Here is an 18,095-nt window from a genome sequence, read left to right as displayed (position 1 = left end):
ATCTTGTACGGAGTTCACAATGAACAATGTTCTGGGATTTCTTGAAGCAAAACTGATGCCGCTGGCAGCCAAAACGGCACAGCAGCGTCATCTCGGTGCCATACGCGGGGCCTACGTTTCGTTCATGCCATTTATCATCGTCGGCTCCATCCTGCTGGTTATCTCATCCTTTCCGAATCAGGCCTATCAGCACTTTATGTCCCGGGCCTTCGGCGAAAGCTGGAGCGCCATTATCGAGATCCCGTTTAACGCGGTGTTTTCGACCATGTCGCTGTTTATTAGCTTCCTCGTGGCGTTTCGCCTGGCGGAACATTACGGCGAAGATCGCATCTCCTGCGGGATTCTGGCGCTGGTGGCATTTCTGATCCTCACGCCGTTTATCAAGCTGGCGGAAAACGGCGGGATCACCGTTATGCCGGTGGAGTGGATTGGCAGTAAAGGGCTGTTCGTGGCGATGATTGGCTCGCTGCTGTGGACGGAGCTGTTCTGCTGGCTGAAGCGCAAAAAGCTGGTCATCAAAATGCCGGACGGCGTGCCGCCTGCGGTGCAGGAGTCTTTCGCCGCACTGATCCCTGCCCTGCTGGTGATGATCCTGGTGCTGGTTATCCGCATCATCTTCGAAAACACCCACTACAACACCATTCACCAGTTCATCTATGAGGTGGTTGCCACGCCGGTTCGCCACTACGGCACCTCCTATTTCGGCGCGCTGATGACGGTATTCAGCATCACGATCCTGTGGTCGGTGGGGATTAACTCCGGTTCGATGATCAACGGCATCATTCGCCCGCTATGGATGGAGAACCAGACCGACAATATCGCCGCCATTCAGGCCGGGACAACGCCGCCGCACATTATCACCGAACAGTTTTTTGACATGATCTGGATGGGCGGCGCGGGTGCCACGCTGTCGCTGGTGATTGCGATGCTGATTTTCGCCCGCAGTAAAAACATGCGTGAAGTAGCGCGCTTAGGCGCAGGGGCTTCGGTGTTCAACATCAACGAACCGATCCTGTTTGGCCTGCCGGTGATCATGAACCCGATCATGCTCATCCCGTTCAACCTGGTGCCGCTGGTGCTGGTCACCGTGCAGTATGTCGCGATGAAAATTGGCGCGGTGGCCGTCACCACCGGGGTGTTTATCCCCTGGACCCTGCCCCCGGTCATCAGCGGTTTTATCGTTACTGGCCATCTGAGCGGCAGCGTGATGCAACTCATCAACCTGCTGATTGGCGCCATGCTGTACCTGCCTTTCATGCGAATCGTGGACAAACAGTACCGCGCAGCGGAACTGACCACGGCTACGCAAACCGACACCACCCTTGCAAAACAGGAGTAAAGCATGTGGGGAATTATTGCAACCTGGCGCATGGCGCTTGAGGGCGTAACGGAGTCTGCGTCCGCGCTGGCTGCGGGAAAACCGGTCGCCGACGCGGTGGTGGATGCCGTCGCCACCGTCGAGGACTTCCCGTTTTATAAATCCGTGGGTTACGGTGGCCTGCCAACCGAAAACGGCGAGGTGGAACTCGACGCGGCCTACATGGATGGCGACACGCTGGCTTTCGGTGCCGTGGGCAATCTGGTGGATATTGCCAACCCGGTGCGCGTGGCTCATGCGCTTAGCCGCCAGCGCTATAACAGCCTGCTGGTCGGCCAGGGCGCGCGCGAGTGGGCGCTGAGCCTGGGCTTTAGCGACAAAACCATGCTCACGGACCGCGCGATGCAGCATTACCGCAAGCGCTGCCGTGAAACGCTGGATAAAGGTCTCAGCCCATACGACGGGCACGACACCGTCGGGATTATCGGCCTCGATAAGCAGGGATCGATGAGCGTGGCCACCTCCACCAGCGGCCTGTTTATGAAAAAACGCGGCCGCCTGGGCGACTCCCCCATTATCGGCTCGGGTTTTTACTGCGACAGCGAAACCGGTGCCGCCACCGCCACGGGCGTGGGCGAAGACCTGATGAAAGGCTGCACCAGCTACGAAATTGTTCGCCGCATGGCGCAGGGCATGACGCCGCAGCAGGCGGCAGACTCGGTGGTGTTTGAACTGGAAGACAAGCTGATGTCGCGCTTTGGCCGCGTGGGAGATCTCTCGGTGGTGTGTATGAACAACAAAGGGGAATTCGGCGCGGCGACCAACATCAAAACCTTCTCGTTTGTGGTCGCCACCGCCCATCAACCGCTAACCGTATTTCGCACCGAACGCCTGCGCGAGAAAACGCATTATCAGGCCGTAGACGAGGCGTGGATGCAGGCCTACGCCGAGCGCATTCGCGCGCCGATTGAGGACTAACGATGATTACCTGGGATCTTATTACCACACCTGAAAGCGCGACACCGCGCAGCCATCTGATTGCCCGAAGCAACAGCACGTGGCTACCGGATACCGCGCTGATAGCCGATATGCAGGCGCAAAAGACTGTTGCGGATACGCGATTTGGCTGCGCTCCGTTTGCCCGCATCACCCTTTTACCGGACGCGCTCTGGCACGACAGCCTGACCGAAGGCTTGCTGACCGCGCTCAGGCCGCTGCTGGCCTCGCCCGCCAGCGCCGATGTGGTGCTGGACGTCACGGATATCGATGAGGTTGTCCTGGCCCAGGTGCTGCGTTTTCTCTTTAACCAGGCGCACACGCTTGCCGACCTGCATCTGAAGAAAACGGACGACACGGCGGTGCGGGTTCGCCACATTACCGCGCTGTGTCTGGCGCAACAGCAGGAAAAGCTGGAGGTGATTTTCCGCGAGCAGCAGGCGATTGCCCGCGGTATGGTCGCCGCCCGGCGGCTGGCGGATATGCCAGCCGATCGTTGTACACCGCAGTTTGTCGTCGAAGAGGCGCAGCGGCTGTGCGCCGCCTTCCCCGCGCTGCGCTGTGAAGTGCTTGATGAAAACGCGATCGTTGAGCAGGGTCTGGGGCTGCTGCATGCCGTCGGCAAAGGCGCGACCTGCCCGCCGCGCCTGCTTGCCATCCACTATGAGGGCGCGTCGGAAGGCCCGGTGCGCTGCTATGTGGGCAAAGGCGTTACATTCGATACGGGTGGCCTGTGGCTGAAGGAAGGCGCGGGCATGTACACCATGAAGTATGACATGTGCGGGGCGGCAAACGTGCTTGGCCTGATGCTCACCGCCGCCGAACTGGCGCTGCCCGTGCGCATGATGGGCGTGCTGGCGCTGGCAGAAAACGCCATCGGGCCGAACGCCATGCAGCCAGGCAGCGTAGCCCGCGCCTGTAACGGCATGACGGTTGAAATCAACAACACCGATGCCGAAGGCCGGCTGGTACTGGCGGACGCCATTGCCTGGGCCAGCCAGCGTCATCCGCAGGCGCGCTACATCATCGATATGGCGACCTTAACGGGCGCGGTGGTGAAGGCACTCGGCTATGAACTGAGCGGGCTGATGACCCAGGATGAACCGCTGCGCGAAGCGCTGACTCAGGCGGGAAAACGGTGCGCAGACGAAGTCTGGTCGCTGCCGCTGGACGCGAGGCTGAAAAAGCAGACCGACAGCGCGATAGCCGATCTCTGCAATACGCCGACCAACAACGCGGCAATCAGCGCCTCGGCAGCCTGGCTGCTGCACCACTTCTGCCCGCCGACCATTCCGTGGGCGCATCTGGATATCAGCGGAACGGCGTTATGGCGTGAGGGTGGACGGAGCGTGGCGTCTGGAAGACCGATTCCGCTGCTGGTAGAGCACCTGATGGGGGATCTTTAAGCCCGGTGGCGCTGCGCTTACCGGGCCGGCAAAAAACTCAAAGCTTGAGTATATCTTTCACAAACGGAATGGTCAGCTTACGCTGGGCGGTAATAGAGGCGCGATCGAGCTGATCCAGGGTATCGAAAAGAGTGCGCATCTCACGATCGAGTCGCTTCAGGAGGAAGCGACCGACGTCTTCCGGCAGCTCAAAGCCGCGCAGCCGTGAACGGAGCTGTAGCGCCTGAAGTTTATCTTCATCAGACAGCGGCTGCAGCTTGTAGATTTGCCCCCAGTCCAGGCGGGATGCCAGATCCGGCAGCCCCAGGTTAAGCTGGCGCGGCGGCCTGTCGCCGGTAATCAGCAGCCGGGTTTTGCCCGACTCGAGTATGCGGTTATAAAGATTGAAGATCGCCATTTCCCACGGCTCATCCCCCGCCACGCACTCGATATTATCGATGCAGACTAACGAGAGATGTTCCATTCCCTCCAGCACTTCAGGCACAAACCAGGTGCGTTTATCCAGCGGCACATAGCCTACTGCATCACCTCGCGCAGAAAGCTCCGCACAGGCGGCGTGCAACAGATGGCTGCGCCCCGCGCCTTCGCGTGACCAGATATAGATGTATCCGCTGTGATCCTGACGCAGCACGTTTTGCAGTGCAGCCAGTAAAGAGGGGTTATCACCCGGCCAGAAACTCGCGAAAGTTTCGTCGTCAGGGAGATAGAGTGGCAGAGAGAGCTGTGCCGGTCCGTTCAGAAATACCTCAACCAGATATCACATAAAATCGGCAACGAGTTTATCACGGAACCCGCAAGGAGAGAACCGGGCGGATCGCCCACCCGGTTTAACGATCAATGAGACGTTTTCTCGCCCTCATCCGCATCCAGGACTTCTTCTTCCGGACGAACGATGGAGATCAGCTTGAAGATCAGGCTCAGGGCAATCCCGACGATGGTCGCCAGCGCCATGCCTTTCAGCTCTGCCGCACCAATGTGTACCGTCGCGCCGCTCACGCCAATAATCAGGATCACGGAGGTGAGGATCAGGTTTTGCGCTTTGTTGTAGTCCACTTTGGATTCAATCAGCACGCGAATACCGGACGCACCGATCACCCCGTACAGCAGCAGAGAAACGCCGCCCATCACCGGCTCCGGGATGGCCTGAATCGACGCAGCCAGTTTGCCCACGCAGGAGAGCAGAATAGCAATGATTGCGGCACCGCCAATAACCCACGTACTGTAGACGCGCGTGATGGCCATTACGCCGATATTCTCGCCGTAGGTGGTGTTCGGCGTTGAGCCGAAGAAGCCGGAGATAATGGTCGAGAGACCGTTGGCAAACATCGACCGGTGCAGACCCGGGTCGCGGATCAGGTCGCGCTTCACGATGTTCGCCGTGACCACCAGGTGACCTACGTGTTCCGCGATAACCACCAGCGCGGCTGGCAGAATCGTCAAAATCGCAAACCATTCGAAGCGTGGGGTATAGAAGGTAGGCAGTGCGAACCAGTGCGCGTTAGCAATCAGGTCGGTATTGACGATACCCATGGCGAAGGAGAGCGCGTAGCCTGCCAGCACGCCAATCAGGATCGGGATAATCGCCAGAAAACCGCGGAACAACACGGAGCCAAACACCGTAACGCCCAGCGTCACCAGCGAGATGATAATGGCTTTCGAGTTCGGTGACTGGCCGTCGGCAGGCAGCAGCCCCGCCATGTTTGCCGCCACTCGCGCCAGCTCAAGGCCAATGACGGCAACGATTGCGCCCATCGCCGCAGGCGGGAACATCACATCCAGCCAGCCCGTACCGGCTTTCTTGACGATGAAAGAGACCAGACAGAACAGCACGCCGCACATGATAAAACCGCCGAGCGCCACCTCATAGCCCAACGGCAACAGCAGCAGCACCGGGGAGATAAAGGCAAAGCTCGACCCCAGATACGCCGGGATCTTCCCCTTACAGATGAAGAGATACAGCAGCGTTCCCACGCCGTTGAAAAGCAGCACGGTGGCCGGGTTAATATGAAAAATCATAGGCACCAGCACGGTTGCGCCAAACATGGCGAACAGATGCTGCAAACTAAGCGGGATAGTCTGTAAAAGCGGCGGTCTTTCACTCACCCCGATAGTACGGCGCGTCATAGTGTTTTCCTCTGAACAGTGTTGTGGGTGTTTTTATTCAAAAAAAAGCCGACTATCAAAGTCGGCTTTTTTATCGTTATTCGATTATTTGGTACCAAAGATTTTGTCGCCGGCATCGCCAAGCCCCGGGATGATGTACCCGTGCTCGTTAAGCCCCTGGTCGATTGAGGCGGTGTACAGCTCAACGTCCGGGTGGGCTTTTTCCAGCGCCGCGATACCTTCCGGCGCGGCAACCAGTACCAGCACCTTAATGCTGCTGCAGCCTGCTTTTTTCAGCAGGTCGATGGTGGCGATCATGGAACCGCCGGTCGCCAGCATAGGGTCAACCACCAGCGCCATACGCTCGTCAATGTTAGAGACCAGCTTCTGGAAGTACGGAACCGGCTCCAGCGTCTCTTCATCGCGGTAGACACCCACTACGCTGATACGCGCGCTTGGGACGTGCTCCAGCACGCCTTCCATCATGCCCAGACCGGCACGCAGGATCGGCACAACGGTAATTTTTTTGCCTTTGATTTGCTCAACCTGTACCGGACCGTTCCAGCCTTCGATGGTCACTTTTTCCGTTTCCAGGTCAGAGGTCGCTTCGTAGGTCAGCAGGCTGCCCACTTCAGAAGCCAGTTCGCGAAAACGCTTCGTGCTGATGTCATGCTCACGCATCAGGCCCAACTTGTGTTTAACGAGCGGGTGTTTCACTTCCACAATCTTCATTCTCTTTCTCCTCTGAGGCGGCATCCGCAAAAAAATCGCGGGATTATACCGCTTTTTTCGGATTGTGCCATACCCATCTTGCTTGACATATATCAATCAAAAACAAAAAAGCCGGAGGCAAGCTCCGGCTTTAGTGCGAGGTGCTGCCCGGTGGCGCTACGCTTACGCGGGCCTACGTGTAGTGTAGGTCGGGTAAGCGTTAGCGCCACCCGGCTGTTAAAGGTTATCGCCGTTGCTGGCAATCACCTGCTTATACCAGTCGAACGATTTTTTCTTGCTGCGGTTCAGCGTGCCGTTCCCTTCATTATCTTTATCCACAAAGATAAAGCCGTAGCGTTTTTTCATCTCGCCGGTACCGGCAGAAACCAGGTCGATACAGCCCCACGGGGTATAGCCCATCAGATCAACGCCATCTTCCACCACCGCTTTTTTCATCTCGCTGATGTGCGCGGCCAGATAATCGATGCGGTACTGGTCGTTTACCGTGCCGTCGCTCTCCTGCACGTCGATTGCGCCAAAGCCGTTCTCAACAATAAACAGCGGCAGCTGATAGTGATCCCAGAACCAGTTCAGGGAGTAGCGCAGGCCCACCGGGTCAATCTGCCAGCCCCAGTCGGATTTCTGCACGTACGGGTTGGAGACCAGGCTTTTGCTCTCGTCGTAATCCAGCTGTGGGTTGTCTGCCGTCGCCTTGGTCGCGAAGGACATGTAATAGCTGAAACCGATGTAATCCACGCAGCCCTGTTTGAGCGCGATGTTGTCTTCCTCAGTGATATCCAGCGCGAAGCCACGACGTGCAAAATAGTTGAGCAGGTGCTGCGGATACGCGCCGCGCACATGCACATCGGTGAACCAGTAACGACGATGCATGGCATTCATCGCCATCATCATGTCGTCCGGCGCGCAGGTCAGCGGATAGATCGGGCACATCGCAATCATGCAGCCGATGTGCAGCGACGGGTTAATCTCGCGCCCGGCTTTCACCGCCAGGGCACTCGCCACCAGCTCGTAGTGGGCGGCCTGGAACATGACCGGCTCGCGGTCTTCGCCCGGCTCATACTTCAGCCCGGAGTTGGTAAACGGCGCAAAATCCTCGTGGAAGTTTGCCTGGTTGTTGATCTCGTTAAAGGTCATCCAGTACTTCACTTTATGCTGATAACGCTCGAAAACGACCTTCGCGAAGCGGACAAAGAAGTCGATCAGCTTACGGTTGCGCCAGCCGCCGTATTCGGTGACCAGGTGGAAAGGCATCTCGAAGTGAGAAAGGGTGATAACCGGTTCGATACCGTACTTCAGGCACTCGTCGAACAGGTCGTCGTAGAATTTCAGGCCCGCCTCGTTTGGCTCCAGCTCGTCCCCTTTCGGGAAGATGCGCGTCCAGGCGATAGAGGTACGGAAGCATTTAAATCCCATCTCGGCAAAGAGTTTGATGTCTTCTTTATAGCGATGGTAGAAATCGATGGCTTCATGGTTAGGGTAGTTCTTCCCCTGCAGGACGCCGTTGGTGATTTCACGCGGGACACCGTGCGCGCCTGCGGTCATGACGTCAGCGACGCTAACCCCTTTACCGCCCTCTTTCCAGCCGCCCTCAAGCTGGTGTGCCGCCACGGCCCCACCCCACAGAAAACCTTCTTTAAATCCTGGCATTCTCTTTCCCTCATTCTGCGTTATCTTCTGCAAAAACAATTACAGAAACCGGTTTCACTCTGATGATGTGCAAAGGGATAACGGGTTGCAAGCAGTTAACCGAAACCGGTTTCATTTTCGTGAACAGAGTCAAGTTTGACGCTGCTGGCGGGCCGCAGGGAAAAAAAGATCCTCGCGCCGAGAATAGGCTCGCAAACGTTTGCCTGGACTGTTAGAATTGCGCCGATTTTTCTTACTAGCTATGCAATCGCGTGGGGACTTGAGCCGTGACCAACAAAACTTCTCTCAGCTACAAAGATGCCGGTGTTGATATTGACGCAGGTAATGCGCTGGTTGACCGAATCAAAGGTGTGGTGAAAAAAACCCGCCGCCCTGAAGTGATGGGTGGACTGGGTGGATTCGGCGCACTGTGCGCGCTGCCGCAAAAATATCGTGAACCTGTTCTGGTCTCGGGTACGGATGGCGTGGGCACAAAACTGCGCCTGGCGATGGATCTTAAGCGTCACGACACGATCGGTATCGATCTGGTGGCGATGTGCGTTAACGACCTGGTGGTACAGGGCGCAGAGCCGCTGTTCTTCCTCGACTACTATGCCACCGGCAAGCTGGACGTAGATACCGCAGCCAGCGTAATTAACGGGATTGCCGAAGGCTGCCTGCAGTCAGGCTGCGCGCTGGTAGGTGGCGAAACCGCCGAAATGCCAGGGATGTATCACGGCGAAGATTATGACGTCGCAGGCTTCTGCGTCGGCGTGGTAGAAAAATCAGAAATCATCGACGGCAGCAAAGTGGCTGACGGCGATGTGCTGGTGGCGCTGGCCTCCAGCGGCCCGCACTCTAACGGCTACTCCCTGGTGCGTAAAATCCTCGAAGTGAGCGGTTGTGACCCGCTGACCACCGAGGTTGACGGCAAACCGCTGGCCGATCACCTGCTGGCTCCGACCCGCATCTACGTGAAAAACGTGCTGGAACTTATTGAGAACGTAGACGTTCACGCCATCGCCCACCTGACCGGCGGCGGTTTCTGGGAAAACATTCCGCGCGTGCTGCCGGATAATACCCAGGCGGTGATCGACGAATCCTCCTGGCAGTGGCCGTCCGTGTTTAACTGGCTGAAGACCGCAGGCAACGTCAGTTCTCATGAAATGTACCGCACCTTTAACTGCGGCGTAGGGATGGTTATCGCCCTGCCTGCAAGCGAAGCGGATAACGCGGTTAAGCTTCTGAATGAGAAAGGTGAAAACGCCTGGAAAATCGGTATTATCAAAGCATCCGATTCCGAACAGCGTGTGGTCATTGAATGAAAAACATTGTGGTGCTCATTTCCGGTAACGGAAGCAATTTGCAGGCGATAATTGATGCCTGCAAACAGAAGAAAATCAATGGCACCATTCGGGCAGTATTCAGCAACAAGGCCGACGCATTCGGCCTTGAGCGGGCGCGGGAAGCGAATATTCCCGCGCATGCGCTGGAAGCCAGCCAGTTTTCCGGGCGGGAAGCCTTCGACCGCGAACTGGTGCAGGAAATTGACGCCTATGCGCCAGATGTTGTGGTACTGGCCGGTTACATGCGCATTCTGAGCCCGGCGTTTGTTTCGCACTACGCCGGGCGTCTGCTCAATATTCACCCTTCCCTGCTGCCGAAATATCCCGGTTTACACACCCACCGTCAGGTGCTGGAGAACGGCGATGAGGAGCATGGCACGTCCGTACACTTCGTCACCGACGAGCTGGACGGCGGCCCGGTGATCCTGCAGGCGAAGGTCCCGGTCTTTGAGGGCGATAACGAAGATGATGTGACCGAACGCGTGCAGACGCAGGAGCACGCCATCTACCCGCTGGTGGTAAGCTGGTTTGTCGACGGGCGTCTGGTGATGCGCGACGGCGCCGCCTGGCTGGACGGCGTGATGTTACCCCCGCAGGGCTATGCGGCAAAAGAGTAGTTTGTTATGTCGGGTGGCGCTACGCTTACCCGACCTACAGAGTGCATTACCCGATACTTCCTTCTCCAACCCTCTAAAATCCCCAACAAAAAAAATAACTGTCATACTTTTCTGGCACTGTTGGACATATCGTGGAAATGCTCGCCATAATAAGGACGAGACGGATTTACCACGTCCTGTGAATGAACTGGAGTGTGAGCTGTAATGGGTCAGGAAAAGTTATACATTGAGAAAGAGCTGAGTTGGTTAGCCTTCAACGAGCGCGTGCTTCAGGAAGCGGCGGATAAAAGTAACCCGCTGATTGAGCGTATGCGTTTCCTGGGTATTTATTCCAATAACCTGGATGAATTTTATAAAGTCCGCTTTGCCGAGCTTAAACGCCGCATCATCATCAGTGAAGAACAGGGTTTAAACTCGCACTCGCGCCATCTGCTTGGCAAAATACAGTCTCGCGTGATGAAAGCCGATCAGGAATTTGATGGCCTTTACAACGAGCTGCTGCTGGAAATGGCCCGCAATCAAATTTTCCTGATCAACGAACGCCAGCTTTCCGTCAACCAGCAGAGCTGGCTTCGTCACTATTTCAAACATTATCTGCGCCAGCACATCACCCCGATTCTGATCAATCGCGAAACGGATCTGGTGCAGTTCCTGAAAGACGATTACACCTATCTGGCGGTGGAGATCATTCGTGGCGACAACATCAGCTACGCGCTGCTGGAAATTCCGTCCGACAAAGTGCCGCGCTTTGTCAACCTGCCGCCGGAAACCCCGCGCCGCCGCAAGCCGATGATCCTGCTGGACAACATCCTGCGCTACTGTCTGGATGATATCTTCAAAGGCTTCTTCGATTACGATGCGTTAAACGCCTACTCGATGAAGATGACCCGTGACGCCGAATATGACCTGGTGCACGAGATGGAAGCCAGCCTGATGGAGCTGATGTCTTCAAGCCTGAAGCAGCGTCTGACGGCCGAGCCGGTGCGCTTTGTCTATCAGCGCGATATGCCGGACGCGATGGTCGAAATGCTGCGCGATAAGCTGACCATCTCCCGCTACGACTCCATTATCCCCGGCGGGCGTTATCACAACTTTAAAGACTTTATTGGCTTCCCGAACGTCGGCAAGGCCAATCTGGTGAATAAACCGCTGCCCCGCCTGCGCCACATCTGGTTCGATAAGTTCCGCAACGGGTTTGACGCCATTCGCGAGCGCGACGTGCTGCTGTACTACCCGTACCACACCTTCGAGCATGTGCTGGAGTTGCTGCGTCAGGCGTCGTTTGACCCGAACGTGCTGGCGATCAAAATCAACATCTACCGCGTGGCGAAAGATTCCCGCATCATCGACGCGATGATCCACGCCGCGCACAACGGCAAGAAAGTGACCGTGGTGGTGGAACTGCAGGCGCGTTTCGACGAAGAAGCAAATATCCACTGGGCGCGCCGCCTGACCGAAGCGGGCGTGCACGTAATTTTCTCCGCGCCGGGACTGAAAATTCACGCCAAGCTATTCCTTATCTCCCGTAAAGAGGGAGACGACGTGGTGCGTTATGCTCACATCGGTACCGGAAACTTTAACGAGAAAACCGCGCGAATTTATACCGACTACTCGCTGCTGACCGCCGATGCGCGCATCACCAACGAGGTGCGCCGGGTGTTCAACTTTATTGAGAACCCGTACCGTCCGGTGAGCTTCGACTATCTGCTGGTTTCACCGCAGAACTCGCGCCGCCTGCTGTACGATATGATCGATAAAGAGATCGCCAACGCGCAGAAAGGGCTGTCGTCCGGCATTACGCTGAAGCTCAACAACCTGGTCGATAAAGGCCTGGTGGATCGTCTTTACGCCGCCTCCGGTTCAGGCGTGCCGGTGAACCTGCTGATCCGCGGCATGTGTTCTCTGATCCCGGAGCTGGAAGGTATCAGCGATAATATTCGCGTCATCAGCATCGTTGACCGCTATCTGGAACACGATCGGGTCTATATTTTCGATAACGCAGGCGATAAGCAGGTGTATCTCTCCTCTGCGGACTGGATGACGCGCAATATTGATTATCGAATTGAAGTTGCGGCCCCGCTGCTTGACCCACGTCTGAAGCAGCAGATCCTCGACATCATCGAGATTTTGTTTAGCGATACGGTGAAAGCACGCTATATCGATAAAGAACTGAGTAACCGCTATGTTCCGCGCGGCAACCGCCGTAAAGTGCGGTCCCAACTGGCGATTTACGACTATATCAAATCACTCGAGCAACCCGATTAACCTATGCCGATAAATGATAAGACACCACGCCCGCAGGAGTTCGCTGCGGTCGATCTTGGTTCTAACAGTTTCCACATGGTCATCGCCCGTGAGGTGGATGGCGCGATGCAGATCATTGGCCGTCTGAAGCAGCGCGTGCACCTGGCCGACGGTCTGGATGCAAACAGCATGCTGAGCGAAGAAGCCATGGAGCGTGGCTTAAACTGCCTGTCGCTGTTTGCCGAACGTCTGCAGGGCTTCTCGCCCTCCAGCGTCTGCATCGTGGGCACACACACCCTGCGCCAGGCGCTGAATGCGCCGGAGTTTCTTAAACGTGCGGAAAAGGTCATCCCCTATCCGATTGAGATCATCTCGGGTAACGAGGAAGCGCGCCTGATTTTCATGGGCGTGGAGCACACGCAGCCGGAAAAAGGCCGCAAGCTGGTGATTGATATCGGCGGGGGTTCCACGGAACTGGTGATTGGTGAAGACTTCGAGCCGCGTCTGGTGGAGAGCCGCCGCATGGGCTGCGTCAGCTTCGCGCAGATGTACTTCCCGGGCGGAACCATCACCCGCGAGAATTTCCAGCGCGCGCGCATGGCTGCGGTACAAAAACTGGAAAATCTGGCCTGGCAGTACCGTATTCAGGGCTGGAACGTGGCGCTGGGTGCCTCGGGTTCGATCAAGGCCGCACATGAGGTGCTGCTGGCGCTGGGCGAAAAAGACGGTTTTATTACCCCTGAACGTCTGGTGATGCTGACCGAAGAGGTGCTCAAATATAAAAGCTTTGACGCCTTAAGCCTGCCGGGGCTGTCCGACGATCGTCAAGCCGTGTTCGTGCCTGGCCTCGCCATTCTGTGCGGCGTGTTTGATGCGCTGGCGATCAAAGAGCTGCGTCTCTCGGACGGCGCGCTGCGTGAGGGCGTGCTGTATGAAATGGAAGGCCGCTTCCGTCATCAGGACATTCGCAGCCGTACCGCGCAAAGCCTGGCGAACCAGTACAACATCGACCGTGAGCAGGCAAAGCGCGTGCTGGAAACCACGGTTCAGATGTACGAGCAGTGGCACGAGCAGAATCCTAAGCTGGCACATCCGCAGCTGGAAGCGCTGCTGAAATGGGCTGCCATGCTGCATGAGGTGGGGCTGAACATAAACCACAGCGGCATGCACCGTCATTCGGCGTACATTCTGCAAAACAGCGATCTGCCGGGCTTTAACCAGGAGCAGCAGAGCATGATGGCGACGCTGGTGCGCTATCACCGCAAAGCGATCAAACTCGACGATCTGCCGCGCTTTACGTTGTTCAAGAAAAAGCAGTTTCTGCCGCTTATTCAGCTCCTGCGACTTGGCGTGTTGCTTAACAACCAGCGTCAGGCCACCACGACCCCGCCGACGTTAAAGCTCAAAACGGACGATCATCACTGGACGCTGAGCTTCCCGCACGGCTGGTTTAGCCAGAACGCGCTGGTACTGCTAGATCTGGAAAAAGAGCAGCAATACTGGGAAGCGGTCACCGGCTGGCTGTTGAAGATTGAAGAAGAGAGCGCCGAGGCCGCAGCATAGCGGCCTACGCGGTTGCGGGCAGCGCCTCAGCGTCCAGTAAAGACGCCATCTCAACCGGCTTACCAATCAGGTAACCTTGCACATAATCGATACCTAGCGCGTGAACCGCGCTACGTATCTCTTCTGTCTCGACGTACTCCGCCACTACCAGCATTTTCTTCATGCGCGCCAGGTGGCAAATCGAGGCCACAATCTGGTAATCCAGACTGTTGCTGACGATATTGCGAATAAAACTGCCATCGATTTTGAGGATATCAGCATCCACGCTTTTCAGGCGGGCATAGCTGGCATATCCGGTGCCGAAATCATCGATCGCAATGCGCACTCCCATGGCCTGCAGCTGGCTGAGCGTCTGCGTCGCCTGCTCTGATCCGTTACCGAAACATCCGCACTCGGTGATCTCGACGATCAGCTGCCAGGCCTCCACGCCATACTTCGTCAGAAGCTGCTTCACTTCCTGAGGGAACTGCGTGCGACACGCGGTAGACGGCGCAAGGTTGATCGCAAAACGCTGGGCGGGTAGCCTGTCGCGATAATCCGCTAAAAATTGCAGCGTCCGCTCCAGCACCCATAAGTCCACGCGAGACGACAGACCAAACTCCTGGGCAACCGGCAGGAAGCGATCGGGAGAGATCAGCTCGCCCTGCTCGTCCAACATCCGCAGCAACACTTCATCATAGTGATCCCCGCGTAAGCCCCTGACCCGCTGCACCATCAGGGTGAACTTATCCTCTTCCAGCGCCCGCTGAAGCAGGTTCATCATCGCGACCTTCTCTTTCAGGTTACGCTGCAGGTGCATAGCCCCGCGCTGCTGAAGGCTTTCAGGATGATGGCTTGAAAGCGACAGATTGGCGATGATGCTGAGCTCCCCCAGCAGCAGATAAAGATGATTAACCGGAGAACGCACGTAGCAGTAGCTTATGCCCACCTGCGGCTGGAGCGGCATACCATCCCAGATGAAGCGGAACAGTTTGATACGCTCATCCAGCGCGACGATGCGTTCCTGGTGAGATTCGGTGCCCATACGAATCGCCAGATCGTAGCCGGTCAGCGTATAGACACACTCCCCCGGCAGCAGAGCGTGGTTAATCCACGCGGCCAGCTGCTGTTTGTACTGGATCCGCAACAGCACCCCGTAGTTATGCCCGAGTACCTCCAGTTCAGGAATGCGCAATAAACAGAGCGCGGACCAGGGCGATTTACTCAGCGCGCGGGACAGCGCCCGCAGGTTTGGCATGTGAACCACCGGGTCGAGAAGCGCCAGCCTGCGGGAACGAATATTGATGGCCCGCTGGCGGGTGGCCAGCATGGACATGTAAATCACCACAAAAGAGGAGACCAGATAGCTGGACGAGGTAATAGCCAGCTGGATGTCATACCCCTGGTTTACGGGAATATAGCGATAGAAATAGTGGATCGACACCAGCAGGACCGGGGTCCAAATCACCGACATCAGCTTATAGCCAAAGCGCATTGCGCCCCAGAGCATCACCGGCATCAGCAGCGACAGCGTGTAGTTGGTGCTGAAAATGGTGCTGTTCTCATTCATGGGCATTAGCAGCAGCGAAAGTAATCCGCCCAGCAGCGCAGCCCACAACACAAACTCAGCCACCATCACTTTACCGTCAATTTGCGCGCGGCTTTGCGATATGTACCCTCTGAGGTAATGCGGATTGCGTATGATACGAATCAGCAAAAAGCTGAACGGAACCGCGGTCAGCCCGCTCACCAGAAGCGCCTGATAGTTGATCAACGTGCGAATATTCAGCGGGTTAAGACCCGCCATGCTCTGGCGGCTTTCATACACCCCGAGATAGACCGCAAACTGGAAGAACAGCAGAAACAGCGTGGAGGGGCAGAACACCTGCCAGAACAGGCGCTGGGCCATCAGATACACGTTGCCATAGGAAACCCGGTTGCGTTTCGGCGCAAACACGCGGTATCCCCCCCAACTCAGCACGACCGGGACTAAAAAATGGAGCACGCTCGCCCAGGTTTCAAACAGGCTAACGGCGGGATAGTAGCGATAAAACAGGGACAGAACGATGCCCGGCAGCGCGGCCAGGTCAAAAATCACCATCATCGCCAGAAAGAACGAGAGGGGAAAATAGTAAAGCACAACAACGCTTTCGTTCAGCTGCGTATAAGTGTTAAACATGCTGAGCAGCGGCAGCAAAACGGGAGGCAAAACGAGGGGAAGCGCCCACCAGCGGTCTTTATTGTGCTTCAGAAAGGAGATAATTTTCATAGATGCCCGGTTAAACCCTGTGTTCTCCTGAGGGTAAATAAAGACAGGCATCCAACCTGACGTGTCAGTCACACTGTGAAAACCTGTGCATCACAATGGAGGAAGGATTTTAGTGATCAGTGGCAGGAAACCGTTGATGTAAATCAAATAAAATTATTTGTAGAAAGGTTTCTTACGATTTTTATGCTTGCTTACCGGGGTAATGAGTTGATTAGCAACAAATAATGCTGAACTGACTATTTTTTACACATTCCGGAATTGACCCTTGCTTCCCGCTGTGCCTTAATAGCCGTATCGCCCAAACGGGTAAACCCAGGAAAAACAACGTGAGTCAGGCCCCGCGTATGCACAAACGACACCGATTTAACACCCGCATGACCCGCGTCATACTGCTTATCAGTTTCCTGTTTTTCTTTGGCCGCTTTGTTTATTCCTCCATTGGCGCCTGGTATCACCATCAGGACAAAATTCAGACCCAGCAATCCAGCCTCACCGTCGAAACGCCCGAACGCTGACGTCCGCCTTAACAGGTAAGACACTGTATCGCAGTGTATCCGGCTTGCCATGCTGACAAACCGGTACAAAAACCCGCCTGCAGCACATATACCTGATACATCAAAATGGTCTTCTGTCTCTGTCGTCATTATGAGGAGAGACAGAGATGATTCGTCGCTATTTAATCCCCTTCATTGCGCTGGTCACCGCCAGTAGCGCCATAGCCGCTCCGTTAGATGGCCTGAGCGCCGCCGACGTTAATGGCCCGGCAGCCGTAGCGCCACTTGAAAAACCTCAGCCACCCGCCAGGCTAATTGTCGATCCGCCGCTCGCGGGGCCACTGAGCAAGGGGGCCGTGTTTATTCAGTACCGCGCCGAAAACCTGCGCATTGAGCCCGTCTTTGGCCCGGAGGCGCTGAACGTCACGCCACGTATCGGCCATATCCACGTCATCGTCGACGATGCCCCCTGGCACTGGGCAGATGCCAGCGGTGAACCGGTGATCCTCGTGGGCCTGCCAGCCGGCAAGCACAAGGTCACCCTTATTCTGGCCGACCCTACGCACAAACCCATCGATCACAAAACCGTTGAATTCACCGTGCCGCCGCACGCCCCGGTTCATCACTTTTAAGGAGCCTGAAGATGAAAGCACTGTCTGTATTAACGGCTGGCCTGTTGGCACTTTCTGCCAGTGCGTTAGCGGAGAGCCATTCAAGCGTAGTGCTGGTGCATGGCGCATTTGCGGATGGCAGCAGCTGGAATAAGGTGATTAGCCGTCTGCAGGAACAGCAAAGGGAGGTCATTGCCGTACAGCTGCCGCTCACCTCCCTACACGATGACGTAGCCGCGACCCGGCGCGCCATCGCCCGGGCGCACGGTAAGGTTACGCTGGTTGGCCACTCGTGGGCTGGCACAGTGATTAGCGAGGCGGGTAACGATGCCCGGGTGACATCGCTGGTGTACGTGGCAGCGTTTGCTCCGGACTCCGGTCAGTCGACGGCGGACCTGGTGGGGAGCTACCCTGCCCCGCCGGGGAGCGCGGGCATTGCTAAAACGGCTGACGGGTATTTGTATCTCCCCCTCAAAGCGGTCAAAGAAGACTTTGCGCCTGATGTCAAAACGGCTGAGCAGGAACGCATTGCTGCAACGCAGGGTCCGATCCGGGCCGATGCGTTTGGCGAAAAAATCACGCATGCCGCCTGGCATGATAAACCGAGCTGGTTTGTGGTGAGCAAAAACGATCGGATGATAAACCCCGATCTGGAACGCACCATGGCGAAAACCCTTCATGCCACCACCACGGAGGTCGCGGCAAGCCATGTCTCCATGGTGAGCCAGCCGGATGCGATTGCCCGGGTGATTGAACGGGCGAGTGAATAAGCGGGATAAAAAAAAGCCCGC

The 18,095-nt window shown here is 56.5% G+C and carries 15 protein-coding genes; 10 read left to right on the top strand and 5 right to left on the bottom strand.

Annotated features, from left to right (window positions below; genetic code table 11):
• Positions 1–19 precede the first annotated feature (19 nt).
• From celB to I6L58_RS19230, 3 genes are read left to right on the top strand one after another with little or no spacing between them, the layout of a single operon-like run.
• Entirely contained in the window at positions 20–1,339 is a 1,320-nt protein-coding gene (gene celB, locus I6L58_RS19240) for a PTS cellobiose transporter subunit IIC (protein WP_058610287.1), read from the top strand.
• A gap of 3 nt (positions 1,340–1,342) precedes the next feature.
• Positions 1,343–2,296, top strand: coding sequence for a N(4)-(beta-N-acetylglucosaminyl)-L-asparaginase (locus I6L58_RS19235; RefSeq protein WP_088207961.1), 954 nt, complete (start codon positions 1,343–1,345; stop codon positions 2,294–2,296).
• A 2-nt stretch (positions 2,297–2,298) separates the two neighbouring features.
• On the top strand, positions 2,299–3,720 hold the full coding sequence (locus tag I6L58_RS19230) for a leucyl aminopeptidase family protein (RefSeq protein WP_088207960.1): 1,422 nt from the start codon (positions 2,299–2,301) through the stop codon (positions 3,718–3,720).
• Between the two features lie 37 nt (positions 3,721–3,757).
• On the opposite strand, the gene I6L58_RS19225 is transcribed toward I6L58_RS19230, so the two are convergent.
• The 4 genes from I6L58_RS19225 to I6L58_RS19210 all read right to left on the bottom strand — a co-directional run bounded on the left by I6L58_RS19225 (position 3,758) and on the right by I6L58_RS19210 (position 8,202).
• Entirely contained in the window at positions 3,758–4,459 is a 702-nt protein-coding gene (locus I6L58_RS19225; RefSeq protein WP_212743972.1) for a DnaA inactivator Hda, read from the bottom strand.
• A gap of 95 nt (positions 4,460–4,554) precedes the next feature.
• Positions 4,555–5,844: a uracil permease gene (gene uraA, locus I6L58_RS19220; protein ID WP_006176642.1), complete on the bottom strand. Its 1,290-nt coding sequence runs from the start codon at positions 5,842–5,844 to the stop codon at positions 4,555–4,557.
• An 84-nt stretch (positions 5,845–5,928) separates the two neighbouring features.
• Positions 5,929–6,555 carry a uracil phosphoribosyltransferase gene (upp, locus tag I6L58_RS19215; protein WP_006176643.1) on the bottom strand — a complete coding sequence of 209 codons (627 nt, stop codon included), beginning with the start codon at positions 6,553–6,555 and terminating at the stop codon, positions 5,929–5,931.
• A gap of 216 nt (positions 6,556–6,771) precedes the next feature.
• A complete protein-coding gene (locus tag I6L58_RS19210) occupies positions 6,772–8,202 on the bottom strand; it encodes a 6-phospho-beta-glucosidase (protein ID WP_042320399.1) in 1,431 nt (476 codons plus the stop codon).
• 266 nt (positions 8,203–8,468) lie between these two features.
• Between I6L58_RS19210 and purM the strand changes: the two genes are divergently transcribed.
• From purM to ppx, 4 genes are all read left to right on the top strand, one after another.
• A complete protein-coding gene (purM, locus tag I6L58_RS19205; protein ID WP_088207958.1) occupies positions 8,469–9,506 on the top strand; it encodes a phosphoribosylformylglycinamidine cyclo-ligase in 1,038 nt (345 codons plus the stop codon).
• On the top strand, positions 9,503–10,144 hold the full coding sequence (purN, locus tag I6L58_RS19200) for a phosphoribosylglycinamide formyltransferase (RefSeq protein ID WP_088207957.1): 642 nt from the start codon (positions 9,503–9,505) through the stop codon (positions 10,142–10,144). The genes purM and purN overlap by 4 nt, the downstream gene beginning before the upstream one ends.
• A 204-nt stretch (positions 10,145–10,348) precedes the next feature.
• On the top strand, positions 10,349–12,409 hold the full coding sequence (ppk1, locus tag I6L58_RS19195; RefSeq protein WP_006176648.1) for a polyphosphate kinase 1: 2,061 nt from the start codon (positions 10,349–10,351) through the stop codon (positions 12,407–12,409).
• A 3-nt stretch (positions 12,410–12,412) separates the two neighbouring features.
• Positions 12,413–13,951 carry an exopolyphosphatase gene (gene ppx, locus I6L58_RS19190; RefSeq protein WP_088207956.1) on the top strand — a complete coding sequence of 513 codons (1,539 nt, stop codon included), beginning with the start codon at positions 12,413–12,415 and terminating at the stop codon, positions 13,949–13,951.
• A gap of 4 nt (positions 13,952–13,955) precedes the next feature.
• Here the strand turns inward: ppx and I6L58_RS19185 are convergent, their stop codons facing one another.
• Positions 13,956–16,199: a bifunctional diguanylate cyclase/phosphodiesterase gene (locus I6L58_RS19185; RefSeq protein WP_088207955.1), complete on the bottom strand. Its 2,244-nt coding sequence runs from the start codon at positions 16,197–16,199 to the stop codon at positions 13,956–13,958.
• Positions 16,200–16,525: 326 nt separating this feature from the next.
• Here I6L58_RS19185 and I6L58_RS19180 point away from each other — a divergent pair, with 326 nt between their 5' ends.
• The 3 genes from I6L58_RS19180 to I6L58_RS19170 all read left to right on the top strand — a co-directional run bounded on the left by I6L58_RS19180 (position 16,526) and on the right by I6L58_RS19170 (position 18,074).
• The gene (locus I6L58_RS19180; protein WP_042320405.1) at positions 16,526–16,714 is read left to right on the top strand and encodes a YfgG family protein; all 189 of its coding nucleotides are present in this window, start codon (positions 16,526–16,528) and stop codon (positions 16,712–16,714) included.
• Positions 16,715–16,860: 146 nt separating this feature from the next.
• A complete protein-coding gene (locus I6L58_RS19175) occupies positions 16,861–17,325 on the top strand; it encodes a DUF6130 family protein (RefSeq protein ID WP_006176653.1) in 465 nt (154 codons plus the stop codon).
• 11 nt (positions 17,326–17,336) lie between these two features.
• Positions 17,337–18,074, top strand: coding sequence for an alpha/beta fold hydrolase (locus tag I6L58_RS19170; RefSeq protein WP_058610292.1), 738 nt, complete (start codon positions 17,337–17,339; stop codon positions 18,072–18,074).
• The last annotated feature ends 21 nt before the right edge of the window (positions 18,075–18,095 follow it).

The organism is Enterobacter cancerogenus (assembly GCF_019047785.1).
GTDB classification, from domain to species: domain Bacteria; phylum Pseudomonadota; class Gammaproteobacteria; order Enterobacterales; family Enterobacteriaceae; genus Enterobacter; species Enterobacter cancerogenus.
Note: the sequence above shows the minus strand (reverse complement) of the source record. Positions and strands in the feature narration are given on the sequence as shown.